20 protein-coding genes are annotated in these 21,322 nt (G+C 37.1%); 6 read left to right on the forward strand and 14 right to left on the reverse strand.

From position 1 onward, the window contains the following. Nucleotides 1-24: 24 nt before the first annotated feature. Nucleotides 25-381: a hypothetical protein gene (locus AP75_RS03430; protein WP_031502183.1), complete on the reverse strand. Its 357-nt coding sequence runs from the start codon at nt 379-381 to the stop codon at nt 25-27. A gap of 92 nt (nt 382-473) precedes the next feature. Here AP75_RS03430 and pfkA point away from each other — a divergent pair, with 92 nt between their 5' ends. The 4 genes from pfkA to AP75_RS03450 all read left to right on the forward strand — a co-directional run bounded on the left by pfkA (nt 474) and on the right by AP75_RS03450 (nt 4,445). Further along, on the forward strand, nt 474-1,460 hold the full coding sequence (pfkA, locus tag AP75_RS03435) for a 6-phosphofructokinase (RefSeq protein ID WP_088263594.1): 987 nt from the start codon (nt 474-476) through the stop codon (nt 1,458-1,460). Between the two features lie 52 nt (nt 1,461-1,512). Beyond that, a complete protein-coding gene (gene gap / locus AP75_RS03440) occupies nt 1,513-2,517 on the forward strand; it encodes a type I glyceraldehyde-3-phosphate dehydrogenase (protein WP_031502182.1) in 1,005 nt (334 codons plus the stop codon). Nucleotides 2,518-2,827: 310 nt separating this feature from the next. Continuing rightward, a complete protein-coding gene (locus AP75_RS03445; protein ID WP_088263595.1) occupies nt 2,828-3,250 on the forward strand; it encodes a hypothetical protein in 423 nt (140 codons plus the stop codon). Further along, nucleotides 3,240-4,445: an oxygenase MpaB family protein gene (locus tag AP75_RS03450; protein WP_088263596.1), complete on the forward strand. Its 1,206-nt coding sequence runs from the start codon at nt 3,240-3,242 to the stop codon at nt 4,443-4,445. Before AP75_RS03445 ends, AP75_RS03450 begins: the two co-directional genes overlap by 11 nt. Nucleotides 4,446-4,498: 53 nt before the next feature. Here AP75_RS03450 and AP75_RS03455 read toward each other — a convergent pair whose 3' ends face one another. The 7 genes from AP75_RS03455 to aceB all read right to left on the reverse strand — a co-directional run bounded on the left by AP75_RS03455 (nt 4,499) and on the right by aceB (nt 13,700). After that, nucleotides 4,499-7,369, reverse strand: a complete 2,871-nt coding sequence (locus AP75_RS03455; protein ID WP_088263597.1) for an alpha-amylase family glycosyl hydrolase — start codon at nt 7,367-7,369, stop codon at nt 4,499-4,501. A gap of 167 nt (nt 7,370-7,536) precedes the next feature. Beyond that, nucleotides 7,537-8,547 carry a LuxE/PaaK family acyltransferase gene (locus AP75_RS03460; protein WP_088263598.1) on the reverse strand — a complete coding sequence of 337 codons (1,011 nt, stop codon included), beginning with the start codon at nt 8,545-8,547 and terminating at the stop codon, nt 7,537-7,539. A gap of 238 nt (nt 8,548-8,785) precedes the next feature. After that, complete coding sequence (locus tag AP75_RS03465) at nt 8,786-9,166, reverse strand: GxxExxY protein (RefSeq protein ID WP_031502109.1); 381 nt, start codon at nt 9,164-9,166, stop codon at nt 8,786-8,788. A 202-nt stretch (nt 9,167-9,368) separates the two neighbouring features. After that, a complete protein-coding gene (locus AP75_RS03470) occupies nt 9,369-10,136 on the reverse strand; it encodes a UDP-2,3-diacylglucosamine diphosphatase (protein ID WP_088263599.1) in 768 nt (255 codons plus the stop codon). Nucleotides 10,137-10,179: 43 nt separating this feature from the next. Then, entirely contained in the window at nt 10,180-10,638 is a 459-nt protein-coding gene (locus AP75_RS03475) for a 6-pyruvoyl trahydropterin synthase family protein (protein WP_031502161.1), read from the reverse strand. A gap of 150 nt (nt 10,639-10,788) precedes the next feature. Continuing rightward, entirely contained in the window at nt 10,789-12,075 is a 1,287-nt protein-coding gene (gene aceA / locus AP75_RS03480; RefSeq protein ID WP_031502160.1) for an isocitrate lyase, read from the reverse strand. Between the two features lie 47 nt (nt 12,076-12,122). Further along, the gene (aceB, locus tag AP75_RS03485) at nt 12,123-13,700 is read right to left on the reverse strand and encodes a malate synthase A (protein WP_031502159.1); all 1,578 of its coding nucleotides are present in this window, start codon (nt 13,698-13,700) and stop codon (nt 12,123-12,125) included. A 174-nt stretch (nt 13,701-13,874) separates the two neighbouring features. Between aceB and AP75_RS03490 the strand changes: the two genes are divergently transcribed. After that, nucleotides 13,875-15,344, forward strand: a complete 1,470-nt coding sequence (locus AP75_RS03490; RefSeq protein WP_088263601.1) for a helix-turn-helix domain-containing protein — start codon at nt 13,875-13,877, stop codon at nt 15,342-15,344. Nucleotides 15,345-15,389: 45 nt separating this feature from the next. Beyond that, a complete protein-coding gene (locus AP75_RS03495) occupies nt 15,390-16,043 on the forward strand; it encodes a ComF family protein (RefSeq protein ID WP_031502158.1) in 654 nt (217 codons plus the stop codon). 57 nt (nt 16,044-16,100) lie between these two features. Here the strand turns inward: AP75_RS03495 and upp are convergent, their stop codons facing one another. From upp to AP75_RS03525, 6 genes are all read right to left on the reverse strand, one after another. Next, complete coding sequence (gene upp / locus AP75_RS03500) at nt 16,101-16,751, reverse strand: uracil phosphoribosyltransferase (RefSeq protein WP_031502157.1); 651 nt, start codon at nt 16,749-16,751, stop codon at nt 16,101-16,103. Nucleotides 16,752-16,834: 83 nt separating this feature from the next. Further along, on the reverse strand, nt 16,835-18,145 hold the full coding sequence (gene der / locus AP75_RS03505; protein WP_031502156.1) for a ribosome biogenesis GTPase Der: 1,311 nt from the start codon (nt 18,143-18,145) through the stop codon (nt 16,835-16,837). 150 nt (nt 18,146-18,295) lie between these two features. Further along, nucleotides 18,296-19,603, reverse strand: a complete 1,308-nt coding sequence (gene murA / locus AP75_RS03510) for a UDP-N-acetylglucosamine 1-carboxyvinyltransferase (protein ID WP_088263602.1) — start codon at nt 19,601-19,603, stop codon at nt 18,296-18,298. Nucleotides 19,604-19,605: 2 nt separating this feature from the next. Next, complete coding sequence (locus AP75_RS03515) at nt 19,606-20,250, reverse strand: DUF4290 domain-containing protein (RefSeq protein WP_088263603.1); 645 nt, start codon at nt 20,248-20,250, stop codon at nt 19,606-19,608. Nucleotides 20,251-20,334: 84 nt separating this feature from the next. Then, complete coding sequence (locus AP75_RS03520) at nt 20,335-20,748, reverse strand: thiol-disulfide oxidoreductase DCC family protein (RefSeq protein ID WP_031504788.1); 414 nt, start codon at nt 20,746-20,748, stop codon at nt 20,335-20,337. Between the two features lie 2 nt (nt 20,749-20,750). Next, complete coding sequence (locus AP75_RS03525; protein ID WP_031504790.1) at nt 20,751-21,230, reverse strand: heme-binding domain-containing protein; 480 nt, start codon at nt 21,228-21,230, stop codon at nt 20,751-20,753. Between the last annotated feature and the right edge of the window lie 92 nt (nt 21,231-21,322).

The raw sequence follows: 21,322 nt of genomic DNA on the forward strand, positions 1-21,322 counted from the left end.
TACATTTCGCTGCAAATGTGTTAATTAAATGAAATTTGAAGGAGGTCCCCGAAGTTCGAAGTAACGGATTTCAAGTTTAGAAAACCGCTGTGCATATGCGGAAATTTCTTTTTGAAAATCATCAGTTTGAATAAATGCCAACTGAAAATCTTCAGGAAGCAAAGAATGGCCATCGTGCAGAAGATGACAGGATAAACAGTCGATGAAATCTGTTGAAAAAGAACTTTTGGAAAATGTTTTTTCAGATTTTTTTAAGTGATAATCCTTGAAAACTTCGCCACTCCCATGATTATGAAAATTCTGAGAGAACAAAGCCACGAAAAGATAAAACCCTGTAAATACAGTAGCTAAAAAACTTCGCAGATGTTCTTTAATCATCATGTTGCAAAACTAATGTTTTTTTACCAAATGTTATCAAGCAAAACTTTATTCTTTAAACTTGTTTTTGTAAATTTGTAAAGAAATTATTATGTATGAACGAAAGCGCAGTAAAAAAGATTGCGGTTCTCACTTCCGGTGGCGACGCACCCGGTATGAATGCCGCTCTAAGAGCAGTTGTAAGAACTGCTAACCATTATGTTATTGAATGTTTTGGGGTAAGAGAAGGTTATAACGGCCTGATTAATGACGATTTTACGAAAATGGGTCCCCGATCCGTAAAAAACATCATCGGCGCAGGTGGTACCATTTTGCGTTCCGCCAGATCTTTAGAATTCAAAACTAAAGAAGGCAGACAAAAAGCCTACGACAACTGCATAAAACACGGCATCGACGGGCTAGTTTGCATCGGTGGTGACGGTACATTTACTGGAGCAAAAATCTTCAATGAAGAATTTGGCATCAAAGTAATCGGAGTTCCGGGAACGATCGACAACGATATTTTCGGAACCGACAATACAATCGGCTACGATACTGCCTTGAATACCGCAATGGATGCCATTGATAAAATTCGTGATACCGCAACTTCCCACAACCGCGTATTCTTCGTTGAAGTAATGGGTCGCGATGCCGGATTCATTGCATTGAATAGCGGATTAGCAACCGGCGCTGTAGACATTCTAATTCCTGAAAAGAAAGACAGCATTGAAGATCTTTTTGCTACTTTCGAAAGAGCAGAAAAAGCAGGTAAATCATCAAGCATCGTGGTAGTAGCCGAAGGTGAAAAACTAGGCAGTATTTACGATTTAGCAAAAGCTACAAAAGCAGGTTTCCCTGATTATGATATTCGAGTTGCGATTTTGGGGCATATCCAAAGAGGTGGTTCACCAAGTTGTGCCGATAGAGTTTTGGCGAGCCGTTTAGGTTTTGGCGCTGTAGTAGGATTAATGAAAGGAAAAACCAATGTGATGGCCGGTTTGCAATCGAATAATTTGGTCTTCACCCCGTTTGAAGAAGCCATTAAAAAACACAATGAAATCAATCAAGAACTTATGTTGCTATCCGAAATTTTAGCGATTTAAATTCTAAAAAACTCAATTAACAGAACAAAAAATAATTATTAAACAAAATATTATGTCAACAATCAAAGTAGGAATCAACGGATTCGGTAGAATTGGTCGTCTAGTTTTCAGAGCAATGACCGAGAGAGAAAACATCGAGGTAGTAGGAATCAACGACCTTATCAATGCCGAATATATGGCTTACATGCTAAAGTATGATTCTGTACACGGCGAGTTTAAAGGTACTGTTTCTGTAGAAGGAAACGACCTGATCGTAAACGGAAAGAAAATTAGAGTTACCGCTGAAAAAGATCCTAACAATTTGAAATGGAACGAAGTAGGTGCAGAATACATCGTAGAATCCACAGGATTGTTCCTTTCTAAAGAGTCGGCTCAGGCTCACATCAACGCAGGTGCAAAAAAAGTAATCCTTTCTGCTCCTTCCAAAGACGATACTCCAATGTTCGTAATGGGTGTTAACCACAATGAACTGACTGACGATGTTAAAATCTTATCTAACGCTTCTTGTACAACCAACTGTCTTGCACCATTGGCAAAAGTAATTCACGATAATTTCGGAATTGTAGAAGGTTTGATGACGACTGTTCATGCTACAACAGCAACACAAAAAACTGTTGATGGACCTTCAGCAAAAGACTGGAGAGGTGGACGTTCTGCTTTGAACAACATCATCCCATCTTCTACAGGAGCTGCAAAAGCAGTAGGAAAAGTAATTCCTTCATTAAACGGAAAACTAACCGGAATGTCTTTCAGAGTTCCTACAGCAGACGTTTCTGTAGTAGATTTAACAGTTAGATTAGAGAAAGCAACTTCTTACGAAGAAATCTGTGCAGCGATGAAAGCTGCTTCTGAAGGTGAATTGAAAGGAATCCTGGGTTACACTGAAGATGCCGTAGTTTCGCAAGATTTCGTGGGTGAAAAGAGAACTTCAGTATTCGATAAAGATGCAGGAATTATGTTGTCGCCAAACTTCGTGAAATTGGTTTCTTGGTATGACAACGAAATGGGTTATTCTAATAAATTGACTGATTTGTTGGTACACTCCGCTTCATTATAATCGGCTTTTTAACTATATGATAAGAACCTCCTAAATTTTTTGGAGGTTTTTTTTTGAGTTGGCGCGAGCGAAGCGAGCGACAAAACGGCCGCATTGCCATTGCGAGGAGTGAAGCGCAGCGAAACGACAAAGCAATCTAAGTAATTTATTAATGTGGCAATACCCTCTCCAACGCCAAAGCAGCAACTCGGGTCGCTACGTCCACTACAATCTTTTTTTTGCGCGGCGGCTTCGCCGCCGCGCAAAAAAAAGGATTTTCGTTACCATCGCTATTGCGGATTCTCGGCTTAAAACTTGCAGCGTTTTAAAAATGAAAAATTCCATAAAAATTTCTTTAATATTCGTTGGATTACTTCTACAGTTTTTCCTAGGAAATTTTATCGTGAAAGAATTCGTATTTGGTGATTCAAAAGCAACTTTTTTAGAAATTATTTTATATCAACTTGTCGTTTTACCTCCATTTTTTCTTGCAGTAATTTTACTACTTGAAAGCAAAAATTTCGGAAGAACAGTTTTCTACTCAATACTATTTTATGGCTTTGCAGCCACCATCATTCATCTTTTCCATAGAGTTCCTAATTCAGTAGAATATCCATCAGGAAAAATAAGTTTGGGAAGTCATGGTTTTTATGTTACTGGTGGCGGTGTAGATGCATTTAGTATTATCCCGCATTTTGTTCTGACTTTAGTAATTTTATGGCTGTTAAAAAATTCTTCAAAAAATGCAGATTGAGCCAAAATTTAAAGATTCCGAACATTTCAAAACCTTTTGGGCAAAAGGCAACGGAAAACAACTGCTCGATTGGTCAGGCTGGAAACCGACTTTCGAAAATTTTGAAAAATTCGCGCATCTTTATTATCAAGTCGATGAATTGGGCGACAATGCAGTGAATGACACTTATCTCAAACTCCCCTACAATGAAGCTTCAGCCTCAGTTCAGCAGTTTTCAAAAAACAAAATTTCGGAAAGCGATGACGCACCAGAAAGTGTAAAAAAATTATTTCTGCAGATGCAGGAAGTTCCCGCTTGGTTTGATGAAAACTTAGCAAATATCGGTGCCAGATTATGCATAAGAAGCGGAACGAATGCATTGATTATCCTTCGGGATTTTGTGCTGATGGGCGGTTACGACTACGCTTACCTCAACAAACCCTTAATTTTTACTGGTGCGTTAAAAAAAGGTGCAGTAAAACGCCTGAAAGATACGCTTGAATTCTGGGTTCATGTTACCCGTGAAGATGCGCTGAAAGTGAATTCTGAAGCCTATCAATTAATTGTAAGAACGCGTTTAATGCATTCTTACGCAAGACTCACTATTAAAAAGAAAATTGTGAACTGGGATTACGAAAACTGGGGCGAACCCATTAATTCCTGGGACATGATTGCGACTTATACCGGTTTTAGCTTGGTATTCATGCAGGGTTTGAAAAAATTAGGAGTAAAAATTACAGAGGAAGAGGAACAGGGTGTTTTTCATCTTTGGAAATACATTGGTTATCTTTTGGGAATTCCGCCCGAATTTTTACCCGAAAATAAACAGCAAGCCGTTGAACATTTGTATTTATGGAGCTCGACACAAGATAAAGGCGACAAAGATTCCATCCATTTAGCAAAAGCTTTGCTTGATGAAAATTTAGAAAACACCATTTACAAATATCCGTTTCAAAGAAAATTGTTGCTGAATCTCCATCAAAGCATGAATTGGTTTTTACTCGATAAAGAAATTAATGAACGTTTGAGCATCCCGAAAGTTTCAGTTTCAGCAATCTTTCCAAAAATAGTCGTTCAAACCAACAAAATTTCACAAAAAATTTTCGATTTAAATAATCCCGAGAAATATCAAAAATTAGTCGAAGTAGGAAACAAACAGCAAATGCAGGTTTTACGGGATTATATCAAACACACACCGAAAGATTTTCAGTATTAAATAAAAAACGGTCTGCAAATTTGCGGACCGTTTCAATTTGTATACTAAGATTGCTATTTCACCATCATCTTGGTAACAGCAACTCCTTTGTCAGATTTCAGCTGAATGAGATACATTCCTGTTTTCAATCCATTGATCGAAATGGCTTCGTCACCGTTATCCTTTGAAATTTTTACTGTTTTAACCAAAGCTCCGGACAAGTCGTAAATCGCAACTGTTCCGTTTTTAGCGTTAGTATATCGCAAGTTTGCGGTTCCGTTGGTTACCGGATTCTGGGTTAGGGTTAAAGAAACTGCATTTTTAACGGCACCTGTTTCATCCGTTGCCAAAGCAGACGCATTTCCGAAGATTCGGAAGCCTCCCGGTTCAATGGTAATTGGTGCGGTAGTGCTGGAAACAGGAACCGAAGTATTATCCATCAAGTTCACCCAACTTCCGGTATAAGGGAAATCAGGAACGATATTCTGCGCGGTCAAAGTAAAGTTAGCCAGAATCACTACGTTCTTCAGTGCACTTGTAGCATTGTTATTCCAGATAAATATTCTCGGCATCAGATTTCCGGATTCTATTGTAAAAGTTTTGGTATTGAAAACTTCATTGGAAAGTCTCAGTTCCAACATTTTCGCCCATGTATCGTAAACGGATTTTCTTGCGGCGTCAGTATCATAACCCAATCCAAATGCAGTTGGTTTCGGACTCAGTTTACAGTCGCCAGGAATCGCGTCGCTTTCAGTGTTTACAGTAACACCATCCTCACAGGTATAGATACTTTTATCAAAACCTAATTCAGCGAACTGCCAAATCATTTTCGGACCAGGAACAGTAAGGAACACTGCGCCATAAGCTTTCTGTCTCTGCAGTGCGTTGTTCAGATCTCTGGTGTCGTAGCCTGCGGTTGATGCCCCGAAATTGATATTTTTATACATGATTCTTTCCTCATCATGACTTTCACCATAACTCATGGCTCTTCTTTCGGAGAACCCATGAGCTTCGAAATCCACTCTGTTAAAGTTGCTGCTTGCAGCAAATCCCATCGTGTTCTGGTTATAGGCATTTGTATGTTTATCCCACATCATTACACCTTTTCCTTCACCAACACGGTAATTAGCCCACTGTCCTTCTTCAGAATCCGTTCCGAGATGTTCGAAAATAATATAGGAAGTTGGATCATAACTCCACTGTTTGTCGGCATAACCTCTTAAAATATTCACCCTGTCCTGCTGGTAAGCGTTGGTACACGCATCATCACCTGCAGTACAGTTTTGCGTAAATCCTTTCGTTAAATCCCAACGGAATCCGTCAACTTTGTATTCTTTAATCCAATGTTCAATAACACGGTCTACATAATATTTTGTTTCAGCTTTTGAATGGTTGAAATCATTAAACACACTATAAGAATGTTTCGCAACCTGATTGAAATAAGGATTATCAGCAGCAGGATCTCCGAAACCGTCACCATCCGGATCAACCATCCACATTCTTTCGATTGGACTTCTTCCGGTTGCGTGGTTAAAGGCGATATCTAAAATTACGGCAATTCCGTTTTGGTGGCATAGATCAATAAATTCCTTGAATTTTTCAGGCGTTCCGTACGCTTTATCCAAAGCATAATGGAAACCTGTATTATAACCCCAGGAATTATTTCCGTCGAATTCCATTACAGGCATCAATTCAATTGCATTGATTTTCAAAGATTTTAAGTAAGAAATTTTATCAATTAAAGACTGCCAGGTTTTCTGGGTAGTGAAATCTCTTACAAGAAGTTCGTATACGATAAGATTTTCCTTAGCTGGTTTATTGAAATTGGTTACCACCCACGGATAAGCAGGTTTTGCAGTCTGTATCACAGAAACCTCAAAACTCTGTCCTGCCGGATAAGCCGGAAGATTCGGATAAACCATTGCGTTCTGATTGATATACGGATCATCGTAAGGCGAAAGAACTAAAGGTGAATAAGGATCCGCTACTTTAATTCCATCCGCAGTTCTGTATTGGAAAGTATAAATTTGTTGTGGCGTTAATCCTGTAATTTCAATCCAATAAAGATTCGGATTTGTGGTATCTCTTTTCATCAGATAATTTGCGCTTACCGTCCAGTTATTGAAGCTTCCTATCACATTTACAAAAGCTTTTCCGGGTGCATAAAGCGCTAAACCTACTTTAGTTGGATCAGCCGGATCGTAAGAAATTCCTTGTTTCATATAAGCCGGAATTGTAGCCGTTTGTACCGGAGTTGCAAGAGAAACAGTGAAAGTTTTAGTAACCACAGTTCCGTCCGAAGCACCGGTTGCAACCACTTCCATATTCGCATCCTGAGTTACGGTATACGGAAAATTTAAAGAGGTAGAAGCCGAAGAACTTGTATAAACAGGATTTCCATTGGCTTTCACCACATAATTAGCTGGCTGAGAGGAATTTCCGGTAATATTAATCACCGTTCCGGAATTCACCACATTGGTACTTCCCGCAACAGGATTGGTTAAATTAAATTGAAATTTACCTACATTCAAGTTGATATCCTGCGATTGAACAGATCCGTTGATGGTTTTTACCAGAAATCCAATTTTAGAAAGCGGATTTGGGCGGTTTCCGTAGAAAGATTTCACCGTATTCATGGTAAATGTGTAAGTTCCCGTAGATCCTGAACTGGAAACATGGGTTAGTTTATTAGCAGCATTCGAGGCTGTCCAAGTTCCGTTGGTTGGGGAATCCGCGCTGGTGTTGTTCGAATCAACCGACCACGCCCACAAATAAAGCGCGTGCGAAGTTGCCACTCCAAAATTGGTTTCGTTCAGTGTAAAAGTTACCGTAATCGATTCGGTTTCGTTGAAAGTCGGCGGATTCACCGAATAGGAAACAGTTTGTTGTGCGATGGCCAAATAAGGCAATAGGAAAGCCATCATCAGCGTATAAAAATATTTCATAGCATTATAAATTTTAATGGATGTAAAATTAAGAAAATGTAACGATAAAAAATCATTCTCTAAAAATTCTCATTGAAAATCCATTAAAATTTAAATTTTCTAAATGCTCATTAAAGAAATATAAAAAAAATCGCAATACACGATATTATTTTGCACGATAGAAAACTTTAGGAAACCAACAAGCTGCAACCACGAATATCAGAATGATCGATCCTGCCCAAAACCTGAAACTTCGGACTCGAAATTTCATTTTCCGAAGCCGAAAAAGCCGAAAAATCTTCCATAATTTTCCCCAAATCTTGCGTCGCAATGAAACTACAAGAATGAATATTCGCCAAATCGATGATATTGATCGCGCCGGTTCTTCCATTTTCCACATAGGAAAATGGATCTTCGGTATTTCTAATGAGAATCCGCTTCCAGTTGGGCGTTTCGTAAATATTTTCACCTAAAGAATACGCTTGAGAAAGCAATTCCGTCATGGAATATTCCGAAAAAATCCGGTTAGTTCCGAAACCTTTTTGCAAAATTTTCAGCAATTCATCTTTCGTCATTTCTTCTTTTCTGCCTTTCATTCCGCCGGTTTCGATGATGAATAAATCAGGAAAATCAAGTTGTTGTGAGAACGAATCCAAAAAATCCAACAGCGCAAAAGAAACTCCAAAAAGAATGACTTTCTTATCCTTTAAATTTTGTAAAAGTTCCAATAATTCTTGATGGTTGTAAAGAAAATATCCATTTTCAGGTTTACCGGATTTTTTCATGAGAAAATCAACCATATAAATCAATGACGAATGTGGATTTTTGGAATAATTGGGCAATAATCCTAAGAAAATAAAATCTTCGGGCTTTCCGATAAATTTTGCAAAACTGTGATAAATGCTTTCTTCATACAAAGCAAAATCTGCAATAAAATGCTTGGAACGGTTCATTTGAGTAGTTCCCGAACTTTGAAAATACTGATCCGTAGAAAAATTTCGATCTAAAACCAAATGATTTTTGAACATTTCAATTGGCAAGAAAGGTATTTCGTGAATATCCTGAATTTCAGTCGAATCTATGTGCAAATAATCGCAAAATTTTCGGTAAACTTCCACATTTTCATATTGATAACGGAAAGTTTCCAAACATTTTTGTCGAAAATCTGCTTCAGTTTTTATGTTGAAAATATTATTCAAATTGTTTTATTTTTTATAAACACAATAACACAAAAGGTTCACAATTACTATATTCTGTTTTTATGACACGATGCAAAATGTACTTACTTAAAATTGTATTCCTTTTTTATAGTTAATTATCAGCGCTTTTTTTCTAAACACAAAGACACAAAGGTTTCACAATTAAAACTTTCTGTTTTACGACACGACGTAAGCTTTTTCTGCTAGAATTTGATAAAATTGTTTCAAAAGTTCATGATTAAAGTGTTCCGTTGATGACACGCTTTACGCCATTTTTGAAAAGAAAGGTATTGAAATTGATCAATAAACCCAATTTACAGCCACTCAGTTTTAGGTAAGTTAATAATTGTGCAAAGTGCAGATTACTAACCTCTTCGCAAGCTTTTATTTCGAGAATTAGTGAATTTTCCACCATCATATCGACTCTAAATCCGGAATCTAAAACGATTTCTTCATAGTGAAGTGGCATTGGTTTTTGCCTTTCAACAAAAATCCCTTGCTTGGTGAGTTCATAAAACAAACATTGTTCATAAGCACTTTCCAAAAGACCTGGACCAAGACTTTTATGAACCTTTAAACCTGCATCATAAACTATCCTTGATAATTCGTTTTCAGTCATATTAACTTGTTTCAAAAATTACTCAAAATTCGAAAAAAAATTCACAAACCACTTCGTGTCATAAGATTACACAATATTCCTCGTGAAATCTTCGTGTCTTTGTGTTTAAATATAAAACAATTTCATAAACAGCTTAGTGTCATAAAAACACATCATATTCTTCGTGAAACCTTCGTGTCTTTATGTTAAAATTAAAAATTCATCACTCCCAAATTTTCAATTCAAAATCTTTCTGAAATTCACCATAAGTAAAGTAAGAAATCCAATCGCCAAGATTAACGTATTTTGCTTCGTTTTCATTCATTTTTAAATCCAAAACCATCGGCAAATGACGATGACCATAGACGAAATAATCAATCTTTTCATTTCGAAGTTTTTCCTTGGAATAGAGAATTAAAAATTCTTTGTCCTCACCCAAAAATGCTTTGTCTTCTTCACCGGAAATCATCTTATTTTTGGTTGAAAAATAAATGGCTACTTTCATTGCAATATCCGGATGAAGCCACTTGAAAGCCCATTGCGCAAGCGGATTGGTAAATAATTTCTTCATCCTTTTATAACCTTTGTCGCCCGGTCCTAAACCGTCGCCGTGAGCCAAAAGGAATTTTTTTCCATTGATTTCAAAGAATTGTTTTTCGAAAAAAACTGTGCAACCAATTTCTTCTTCAAAATAGTTTTTCATCCACAAATCATGATTTCCTACGAACATAAAAAGCTCAATTCCATCATCTTTCAATTCAGCTAATTTGCCCAAAACACGTACATATCCTTTCGGAATAACATGTTTCCATTCATGCCAAAAATCGAACAGATCACCCATGAGAAAAAGCACCTGCGCGTCAGATTTTATTTCATCTAACCAACGGATAAATTTCTCTTCGCGGATTTTGCTTGCCTGTGGAGTTGGAGCTCCAAAATGCTGATCGGAAGCGAAATATATTTTTTTGTTCGGTTCTAATTTTATTTTCATGAATTAATTTCAGGTGCCAATTTTAGATTTTTTATCAGAAATACTAAGAAAAGTTTTCTTTATTTTCTTCAGCAAACCATTCTCCGTAGGAATTTTCCGTTTCGTGAAGTTTCAGATAAGCAAGTTGCACCTCTTTTGGAAGTTTATTTTGAATTTTTTCGGCAATATCGTACAACATATTTTCGCAAGTTGGTTGGTAATTGCAAAAAATTACTTTGTGACCTTTTCCTTCCAAATCTTGCCCCAATTCTTGGTGCGGAGAATAACCATTAACCAAAACTGCATGATCCCAAACATCGATGATTTCGGAGTTAACGATCTTTTTGATATCGCCAAAATCCACTACCATTCCGTTTTTCGGATCGTCTAAATTATTGATCGGTTTTCCTTTTACCGTAACAAAAAGTTTGTAGGAATGCCCGTGCATGTTTTTGCATTTTCCGTCGTAATTGTACAGAACATGGGCCGTTTCAAAAGTGAAAATTTTGGTAATTCGTATCATTTTGCAAAGATAAAGAAAGTTAGAAGATCGCAGGAACGATGAAAAAATTTTATTAAAATGAATTGAACAATTATAAAGTATAAATCTAAAAAAAATCCTTCCGCCAAAAAAGCAGAAGGACTTCAAAATAACAATTATTAAAGAATATAATTAATGAAACTGCGCCGATTCAGTAGAATCTTTCATTGCGACTACCGAAGAATTCCCAGCAGTGATCACGGTTTGCAATGCATCAAAATATCCGGTTCCTACGAAACTTTGGTGTTTTACCGCACGGAAACCTTCTTTCTGCAATGCGAATTCTCTTTCCTGAAGTTCAGAGTAGCCCGCCATTCCACGTTTTTTGTAAGCTAAAGCCAGTTCAAACATCGATGTATTTAATGCGTGGAAACCTGCCAAAGTGATAAATTGGAATTTATAACCCATTTTCGCCAGCTCTTCACGGAAAGTTTCCATTTCTTCCACCGAAAGTTTTGCAGCCCAATTAAATGAAGGTGAACAGTTGTAAGCCAGCATTTTACCAGGAAATTTAGCATGAATTCCTTCCGCAAATTTTCGGGCATAATCCAAATCCGGATTGGAGGTCTCCATCCAAATCAAATCTGCGTATGGCGCGTAGGACAAACCTCGATCGATTCCTTGTTCTACTCCATTTTTCACTTCAAAAAAGCCTTCCACAGTACGAGTTCCGGTTACGAATTTCTTGTCGCGATCATCGATATCCGACGTCAACAAATCCGCGGCATCAGCATCAGTTCTTGCCACCAAAATTGTTGGAACTCCGCATACATCGGCCGCCAAGCGAGCCGCAACCAGTTTATTAATCGCCTCTTGGGTAGGCACCAAAACCTTTCCTCCGAGATGCCCGCATTTTTTAGCAGATGACAATTGATCTTCGAAATGCACACCCGCTGCTCCTGCTTCTATCATTTGTTTCATCAATTCAAAAGCATTCAAATTTCCACCGAACCCAGCTTCCGCATCAGCAACAATTGGTACCAAATAATTTTTTCTGTTTACTTCGTCCACGTCGTTTACCGATTGAATTTGATCCGCTCTGAGCAAAGCATTATTAATTCTTTTCACCACACTCGGCACCGAATTCGCCGGATAAAGACTTTGATCAGGATACATTTCGCCGCTCAAGTTTGCATCTGCAGCCACTTGCCAACCGGAAAGATAAATTGCTTCCAAACCGGCATCAACTTCCTGAACCGCCTGATTTCCGGTAAGTGCGCCCAATGCTGCCACAAAATCCTGATTGTTCAGTTTTTCCCATAATTTTTCAGACATGAGTTTTGCAACGGTATAATCGAGTTGATATGAACCTCTCAATTTTAGTACTTCTTCTGCAGAATAAGGTCTTTTTACTCCTTTCCATCTTGGGTTTTCCAACCAGTCTTTTTCCAATTTCTGGATTTGCTCTTGATTTTTCATAATATTTTGGATTTTATTTTTTGTTGAATTTTTAATGACTCTTAATTTTAAATAAACTGATAAGCCTCTAAGGTTAAGAATTCTACGAAAGCATCATTTAAAACAATTCCGTTGAAAATTTCAGTGGCTAATTCAAATTTCCCGGAAGCGAACCTTTCTTCCCCGACATATTCTTTAATTTTTTGAAGTTCTTCAACTTGCCAATTCAGAATCATCTCCGGAAGAAGCGTTCTTCCATCGTCTAATTTGGCTTCGTTTTTCAGCCATTGCCAGATTTGTGTTCTTGAAATTTCGGCGGTTGCCGCATCTTCCATTAAATTGTAAAGTGCGGCCGCTCCAACACCCATCAACCAAGATTCGATGTAAAGAATTCCTACATTGATGTTTTTTCGAACACCTTTTTCGGTGATGGTACCTTTTGGAATTTCCAGCAAATCCGCTTCTGAAATCTGATATTCATCGAATTTTTTATCGATTTGATTAGGAGAAGGCATATATTCATCAAAAATATCTTTCGGCACTTTCACCAAACCTGGATGTGCAACCCAAGTTCCGTCGTGACCATTTTTCACTTCTCTTTCTTTATCTGCGCGAACTTTTGCATAAGCAATTTCATTTTCTGCTTCATTATTTTTCACCGGAATTTGTGCTGCCATTCCGCCCATCGCATGAACGTTTCTTTGATGACAAACTTTGATTACCAACTTTGAATATGCGCTCATAAAAGGAGTAGTCATCGTCACTTGATCGCGATCCGGAACTAGAAATTCTGGTAGATTTCTAAACTTTTTAATGTAAGAAAAAATATAATCCCATCTTCCACAATTCAGTCCGGAGCTGTGTTCTTTGAGTTCAAATAAAATTTCATGCATTTGAAAAGCCGCAGTAATCGTCTCAATTAGAACCGTTGCTTTAATCGTTCCACGCGGAATTTTCAGATAATCCTGAGAAAAATTAAACACATCATTCCACCAGTTTGCTTCGTTGTAATGCTCCAATTTTGGGAGATAAAAATAAGGTCCGCTTCCGTTTTCAATCAGTTGATTTGCATTTCTAAAGAAGAAAATCCCGAAGTCAATTAAAGAACCAGAAGCATTTTTCCCATTAATTTTAATATTTTTTTCTTCCAAATGAAGACCTCTCGGCCTAACCAAAAGCGTTGCTAATTCTTCATTAAGTGAATATTTTTTTCCATTTTCATTTTCAAAACTGATGGTTCGGTTTACCGCTTCGGAAAGGTTAAGTTGTCCCTCCATACAGTTTTTCCAAGTCGGCGAATTGCTGTCTTCAAAATCTGCCATGAAAGCCGAAGCTCCCGAATTTAGCGCATTAATAATCATTTTTCTTTCTACCGGACCGGTAATTTCTACTCGTCGATCCATCAAATCTTTGGGAAGCGGATTGCAAACCCAATTTCCAGTTCTGATATCTTCAGTTTCAGGAAGAAAATGAGGTAATTGACGATGATCAAATTCTATTTGTCGCATTTGTCGGGCGATCAAAAGCCTTTCTCTTTCCTCCCCGAAAGCATCGTGAAGTCTATATAAAAACTCAACAAGTTCAGGCGTAAAAACTTCTTTGTACTGCTCTGTTGGAAGAATTTTGAAATAAGTGGCTGTTTCCATAATGAAATATTTTTCGGTATTGCTTTCACAAACTTATACAAAATATTTCAATTAGCGAACGTTCGCTAAAAAATATTTTTGCGAACATCTGAATTTTTTTTCATTACCTTTGTCTCCATCGGATTTCCAAGAGCATATTTAGAAAGAATATAAATTGCACTCAGCAGAAAAATAATGACACAAGACGGCAACTTTATCAAAACAGTTTTCGGTCTGAAACTCAAGCAACAAAGGCAGAAAAAGAATTGGTCGCTACAGGATTTAGCCAATGAAACCGGCATGTCCAAATCCTACTTGAATGAAATTGAGAACGGAAAAAAATTCCCAAAACATGAAAAAATCATTCAACTTTGCGAAAAATTAGGCTGCAATTATGATGATTTGGTTTCGACAAAACTCGATAAAGGCTTGGCTCCATTCACCGAAATCCTGCAATCTGATTTTTTCAAGGAAATTCCGCTCGAACTTTTCGGAATTAATAAAAGCAACCTCATCAGCATCATCAGCGATGCACCGAAAAAAGTTACCGCATTCATCAACACCCTTATTGAAATTTCACAGAATTACAATTTGGGAAAAGAGCGGTTTTATTTTGCAGTTTTACGGAGTTTTCAGGAGTTGTACGACAATTATTTTCCGGAAATCGAGGAAAAAGCACAAGAGTATTTCATTGAAAATAATTTGCATTCAAAACCAAAAGTTGAAGATTTTGAACAACTTTTAATTCAATCTTTTGGCTATGAAATCAGAACGATGAATTTCGAAAATTTCGGTGCTTCCGGGAAGCTGAGATCACTTTTTATTCCTGAAAAAAAATTGCTTTTGCTGAACGAAAAACTCAGCGAAGACCAGCGAACTTTCATTTTTGCTAAAGAAATTGGTTTTAATGTCTTAAATCTAAATCCACGTCCCAACACTTATTCCTGGCTAGATTTTACCAATTTTGAAAACTTGCTAAATAATTTCCATGCATCGTATTTTGCCGGTTGTTTACTCATCCCGAAAGCAGCTTTGACGGAAAAATTGAATGATTTTTTTCAATTAAATCAATGGGAACCGGATGTTTTCGACCAATTAATTCAAGAGTTTACCAATTCGCCAGAAACTTTTTATTACCGATTGACCAATATTCTGCCGCCGGAATTTGGAATTAAAGATCTCTTTTACCTTTGCTTTACCAAAAAGAAACATTCTGATAAAATACATATTTTAAAAGAATTACACCTTAATCAACAACAAGCTCCGCATGCCAACGCAACCAATGAACATTATTGCAGAAGATGGATTGCCGTGAAAAACCTCGTGAGTTTAAAGGAAAATGAAAAACTAACCGATGCGCAAATTTCGCACTACAAAGACAGCGGACTTTCTTATTTAGTGATTTCAACTTCTCAGAAAAATCCTTTTTCAGACGGGACAAACCGCAGTTATTGCTTGGGAATTTTGCTCAACACCAATTCTCTGAAAAAGATAAAATTTGCCAAAAGTGATCGCATAAAAACAATCAGCGTTGGCGTTACTTGCGAGACGTGCAGCATTTCGGATTGCGAAGTAAGACAGGCGCCGCCAATTCGTTTGGAGAAAGAACTTTTCAATGAGGAAATGAGAAAATCCATCCAAAAAATCAGGAAAAATTTGTTGTGATTTCAGTGCATTATTTTTGTAATTTTAAAGCTTAAATAACTGAAAGTGAATATTCTGCAAATCCTTTTTCCTAATCGATGTCTTAAATGTAACCGAATTATTCATTCAGAAGAAGTAGTTTGCGATTTATGTTTTGATCAAATCCATTTCACTCATGATCATTTTGCGGATAATAATTTGCTTAAAGAAAAATGCACTTTGCTTTTCCCGACGGAAAATGCGGTTGCTTTGATGCAATTTGAAGACGAAAATCTGAGCCGAAAAATTGTTCATCAGTTGAAATACGGAAATCGTGAAAAAATTGGAAAAATTTTAGCTAAATGGACATTGGAAAAAACAGACCTCAACATTCTGAACCCCGACCTTTTTGTCACGGTTCCGCTTCATCCTAAAAAATTGAAAAAACGTGGCTACAACCAGCTTCATCTCTACACCGAAACACTTTCTGAAGAACTCAAAATTCCTTTTGATCACACTTTAATTCAAAGAAATTTCTATAAAAAAGCACAAGCAAAAAGAAGCAGAAAAGAACGTGAACAAACGCAAAACCTCTTCAGTAGCACGAAAGAAGTTTCGGGAAAACATATCCTCTTAATTGACGATGTATTCACGACCGGTAATACGATAAGTTCCGTGGCGTGGGAAATCCTGAAATATCCAAACAACAAAATTTCTGTTTTAATGATTGCCACAGATTAATTCAAAAAAAAAACCTCACTTATGAAATGAAGGTTTTTATTGTATATCGAAAGTCGTTTATCTCTGAAGCTTTTCGCCATAAGACAAATCTCCGGCATCGCCTAAACCTGGCGTGATGTAACCTTTTGAGGTGAGTTTTTCATCGATCACACCTACCCAAATTTTAGCATTCGGATATTCATTTTGAATCGTTTCAACGCCTTGTTGTGAAGCAATTGCCGCCACAATATGAAGCTGAGTTGGCTTTCCGTGATTCAACAAATCCTTGATGGCCTCAATTAAACTTGCGCCGGTTGCCAACATCGGATCGGCAACAATCAAAGGTCGCCCATCGATATTGGGACAAGTAAGATAATCTTGTTTGATAGAAAAATAATCGTTGGCATCGTGTTTTCGGTATGCTGCAACAAACCCACAATCTGCTTTATCAAGATAATTTAAAATTCCTTGAAATAAAGGAACTCCAGCTCTTAAGATCGTTGTAATCACCGGCTGAACAGCGATTTCTTTAACTTTAATTAGATCCAGAGGCGTGGTAATTTCTATTTCTTTCTGTTCTAAACCTTTGCTGATTTCAAAAGCAGCAATTTCGCCGATTCTTTCCATATTTCTACGGAATTTCATTCGGTCGTTTTGCACTTCTACATTTCGTAATTCATTGATCCAAGTATTAACAAGTGAGAATTGATCGGATAAAACAGTAATCATAGCAATTATTTATGTGGTAAAGTTCGGGAAAAATTAATTTAATAAAAAACCTTTCAGAAAAAAATCTGAAAGGCTGTGAAATTTTATTTTTGTCGGAAATATATTTCGATAGGAACTCCTGTAAAACCAAAATGTTTTCTCAATTGGTTTTCGGTGAACCTTTTGTAAGATTCTTTTACATACTGCGGAAGGTTGCAGAAAAAGACAAATTGTGGACTCGGCGTTGGAAGTTGTACGCAATATTTTATTTTTACATACTTTCCTTTGATTGCCGGCGGTGGCGTTTGCTCGAAAACAGGCAACATCACCTCGTTTAGTTTTGAAGTTTTGATTTTCTTTGCACGGTTTTCATACACTTCCATCGCAACTTCTACTGCTTTCAGAATTCTTTGCTTGGTTAAAGCCGAAATAAACAGGATTGGCACGTCGGTAAATTGCCCAATTCTTTCTTTGATCTGGTTTTCGAAATCACGGGTCGAATTGGTACTTTTATCTTCAACAAGATCCCATTTATTCACCAAAATTACAATTCCTTTTCTGTTTTTCTGTGCCAATCCGAAGATATTCATATCCTGAGATTCCCAACCTAAAGTCGCATCAACCATGATGATTACAACATCAGAATATTCGATAGAACGAATGGAACGCATCACGGAATAAAATTCCAAATCTTCTTTCACCTTGGCCTTTCTACGCATTCCGGCAGTATCAACCAAAACAAATTCATGACCAAATTTATTATATAAAGTTTGAATTGAATCTCTCGTTGTTCCGGCAATATCGGTTACGATATTTCTTTCCACATCGAGCAAAGCGTTGGTTAAAGTCGATTTTCCAACGTTTGGTCTTCCAGCGATAGTGATTTTTGGCAAACCCTCGAAAGGATCTTTGTATTCGGTTGTTGGGAATTCTTTTACGATATCATCGAGCAATTCTCCGGTTCCGGAACCCGTTGCTGAAGATAAAGTGTAATATTTTTCAATTCCTAATTGATAAAATTCTGTTGCAGCAAGTTCCTCGGTTGCGGAATCTACTTTATTTACAGTGATATAAATAGGTTTATTGGATCGGCGAAGCATTTCATAAATCTCCTGATCAGTATCTGTTAACCCTTCTTCCACATTCAGCATAAAGATGATTGAAGTAGCTTCATCTACTGCCAATTCTACTTGTTTGATGATTTCTTCCTGAAAAACATCTTCCGTATTTACTTCATAACCACCGGTATCAATTACGGTGAATTCTACCCCATTCCAGTCGGATTTTCCGTAATGGCGGTCTCTGGTAACACCAGAAGTAGAATCTACGATAGCTTCTCTTCTTTCTAAAAAACGGTTAAACAGGGTTGATTTTCCTACGTTGGGGCGCCCAACAATTGCAACGATATTGCTCATTAAATTTTGTTTAATAAATTAATTATTAATGGGTAACTTCAACTTTTGAAGCCCAAAAATTTTTGCAAAGATAACGTTTAAAACTTAGAAATTAAAAAATCCGCAAAAAAAGCGGATTTATTTTATCTAAAATTAAATTTGAGAGACTATTTATACTCTTTCTATCTCTGCACCTAAAGCTCGTAATCTTCCGTCGATATTCTCGTAACCACGATCGATCTGCTCGATATTGTGAATGGTAGAATTTCCTTCCGCAGAAAGTGCGGCTATCAATAATGCATTTCCCGCTCTGATGTCGGGGGAAATCATAGTGGTTCCACGCAAAGGATATTCATGATTCAAACCTACAACGGTTGCACGGTGCGGATCGCACAAAATAATTTGTGCACCCATATCGATTAATTTATCCACGAAGAATAATCGGGATTCGAACATTTTTTGGTGAATTAATACGGTTCCTTTCGCCTGAGTAGCCACGACCAAAATAATAGAAAGCAAATCCGGCGTGAATCCTGGCCAAGGCGCATCGGAAATGGTAAGAATAGAACCATCGATGAATTTCTGAATCTTATAATTTTCCTGAGCAGGAATGAAAATATCGTCACCACGTCTTTCCAGATGAATTCCCAATTTTCTGAAGGTATTAGGAATTACGCCAAGTTCATTCCAGTGAACATTTTTGATAGTAATTTCCGATTTTGTCATCGCAGCGAGCCCAATCCAAGAGCCAATTTCCACCATATCCGGAAGCATGGTATGCTCTGTTCCTTTCAAACTTTCAACCCCTTCAATAGTAAGTAAATTGGAACCAATTCCCGAAATGTTCGCGCCCATTCTGTTCAACATTTTACAAAGTTGTTGCAAATAAGGTTCACAAGCAGCATTGTAAATTCTAGTTTTTCCTTTTGCCAGAACGGCCGCCATCACAATATTTGCAGTTCCCGTTACAGAAGCTTCTTCTAAAAGAATAAACTTACCGCGAAGCTCAGTTGCTTTTAATGAATAAAGATATTCGTTTTCATCATAATGAAATTCCGCACCCAGTTCTACAAATCCTTGGAAATGAGTATCCAGGCGTCTTCTACCAATTTTATCTCCTCCGGGAGTCGGCATATACGCTTCGCCAAATCTCGCCAACATTGGGCCTAGAAGCATAATGGAACCACGGAGTTTAGAACCATCTTCTTTAAATTCTGGTGATTTTACATAATCAAAGTTTACTGCATCCGATTTAAAGGTATAATCGCCGTGGGCATTCTTGGTAACTTTTACACCGAAATCCCCAAGAATTTCGATCAATCTGTTAACATCATGAATATCGGGAATATTTTTGATTCGCACTTCGTCTTCGGTGAGCAAAACCGCACACAAAATCTGTAACGCTTCATTTTTTGCACCTTGCGGAGTAATTTCACCCTGTAGTCTTTTTCCTCCTTTTATCTTAAATGATCCGCTCATGCTTATTTTCGGTTTTTATTATATTGAAAGTTTCTTCTTTTGTTTTGGTTATTTTGGTTTTGATTTTTTCCGTTGGATTTTCCGTTTCGGTTGGTGGCATAATAAATTTTACTTTTTTCAAGGGAATCCAGACCTGTTAAATCTAATCTATTTTCGGAAAGATCTTTTAAATGCCTGAAAATCACCTCATCCTGAACATGTTCTTTGTTATAAACATTATAGGATTTCTTCATATTATTTGCGATAACTTGGATTAAAGCATCTTTTTCATCGCCATCTTCCAGCTCGATGGCTTTATCGATTAATTGCAAAATACTTTTTCCGTAAAATTTAAAATCACCTTGAAGTTTTGGGTATTCCATTCTTTTGGGCTTTTCCTTCAATTCTTCCATAGTGGGAAAAGGATAAGGGGAATCCACGTCTAAATCGTGATTAGCAAGGATAAAAAGATGATCCCAAAGTTTATGTTTATAGTTTTCTTCGTCTCTAAGTTGCGGGTTGCGCTGCCCCATGAAATCCACGATGGCTACAGCCATTTCGTTGCGCTGTTCTTTAGTTTCCAGTTCTTTGCAACGCTCTACAAGCTGCTGTATAATTCTGCCGTATTCGGGCATGTGCAGATGCGTTCTCTTGGTATTATATTCCATTTTGCAAATATAAGAATTAGTTTGAGGTAAAAATCGGGCGATAATTTAATTTTCAAGCGTTCATAATACTTGAAAATTCCGGATTTAATCATTATAAATAATGAATTTCTTTCTTTGATCCGGTGAAAGAACTGTGCAATGATCCGGCGCCAATCGATGACGATTTGCTGCAACTTGACTGTAAACAAAATCCGTTAAAAATTTTGGAAAGTATTTCAGATAACTCAGCAAACGGTATTTTCCTCCTAAAACATAGCCAATTTTAAAGATTGCTTGTGATTTGGTGAGATAAAAAGATTGAGGTTTCCAGAGGTAAATTGTGTTTAAATCCTGAGTTTCGAGCCCTCTTTCTTTTAAAAAATTTTGTCCAAAATCGGATTGCAAAGACGAAAAAAGAAACTGATCCCGAGCATCATTTTCTAAAATCCATTGAACCCAATGATTACAAAATCCGCAATCTCCATCATAGAAAGCATAATATTTAGAAGAATCAATCATGCTTATTTTCTTTGTTCCGGAGCCAAATTATGGGTAGTTCTAATGTCATTCTCTATTTTTTTGAAATATTGAAGCACTTCTTGCTTTTGCGCTTCCGTGTATTTCGCTTCGGAATGGATTATAGTGTATGAATCCAAAGGCATTTCATCTTTTTCGACCATTTCGATGGCTTCAAACAATTTATGCGCTTGTCTTTTCGGTTCATAAGTAGCAAAAGTAGAAAAATTCAATTTTCTTCGGCCTTCATCGATGTGATCTTTCAGGAACCATGCGACAGGCTGAAAATTACTGTACCAAGGATATTTCGATTCATTGCTATGGCAATCGTAGCAACCATTTCTTATTAATTTCGCGGTGCTTTCCGGGGTATTTTTTATGGTAAGAAAATCCATTTGTGGCGTAGGCGCTGGATTATTTTTATCAATCGGGAAAAATTGGATTAAAATGAACGCAACCAGAAGAATAACGAGGATTTTTTTCATAACTTTATACTTTTAAAAGGTGAATTTACAGTAATATTTTTAATTATTTCAGAAAAAAGATCGATTCGAATAAAGATCGATTCGAATTCATA

It is taken from the genome of Kaistella haifensis DSM 19056, assembly GCF_000735695.2.
In the GTDB taxonomy this organism is placed as follows: domain Bacteria; phylum Bacteroidota; class Bacteroidia; order Flavobacteriales; family Weeksellaceae; genus Kaistella; species Kaistella haifensis.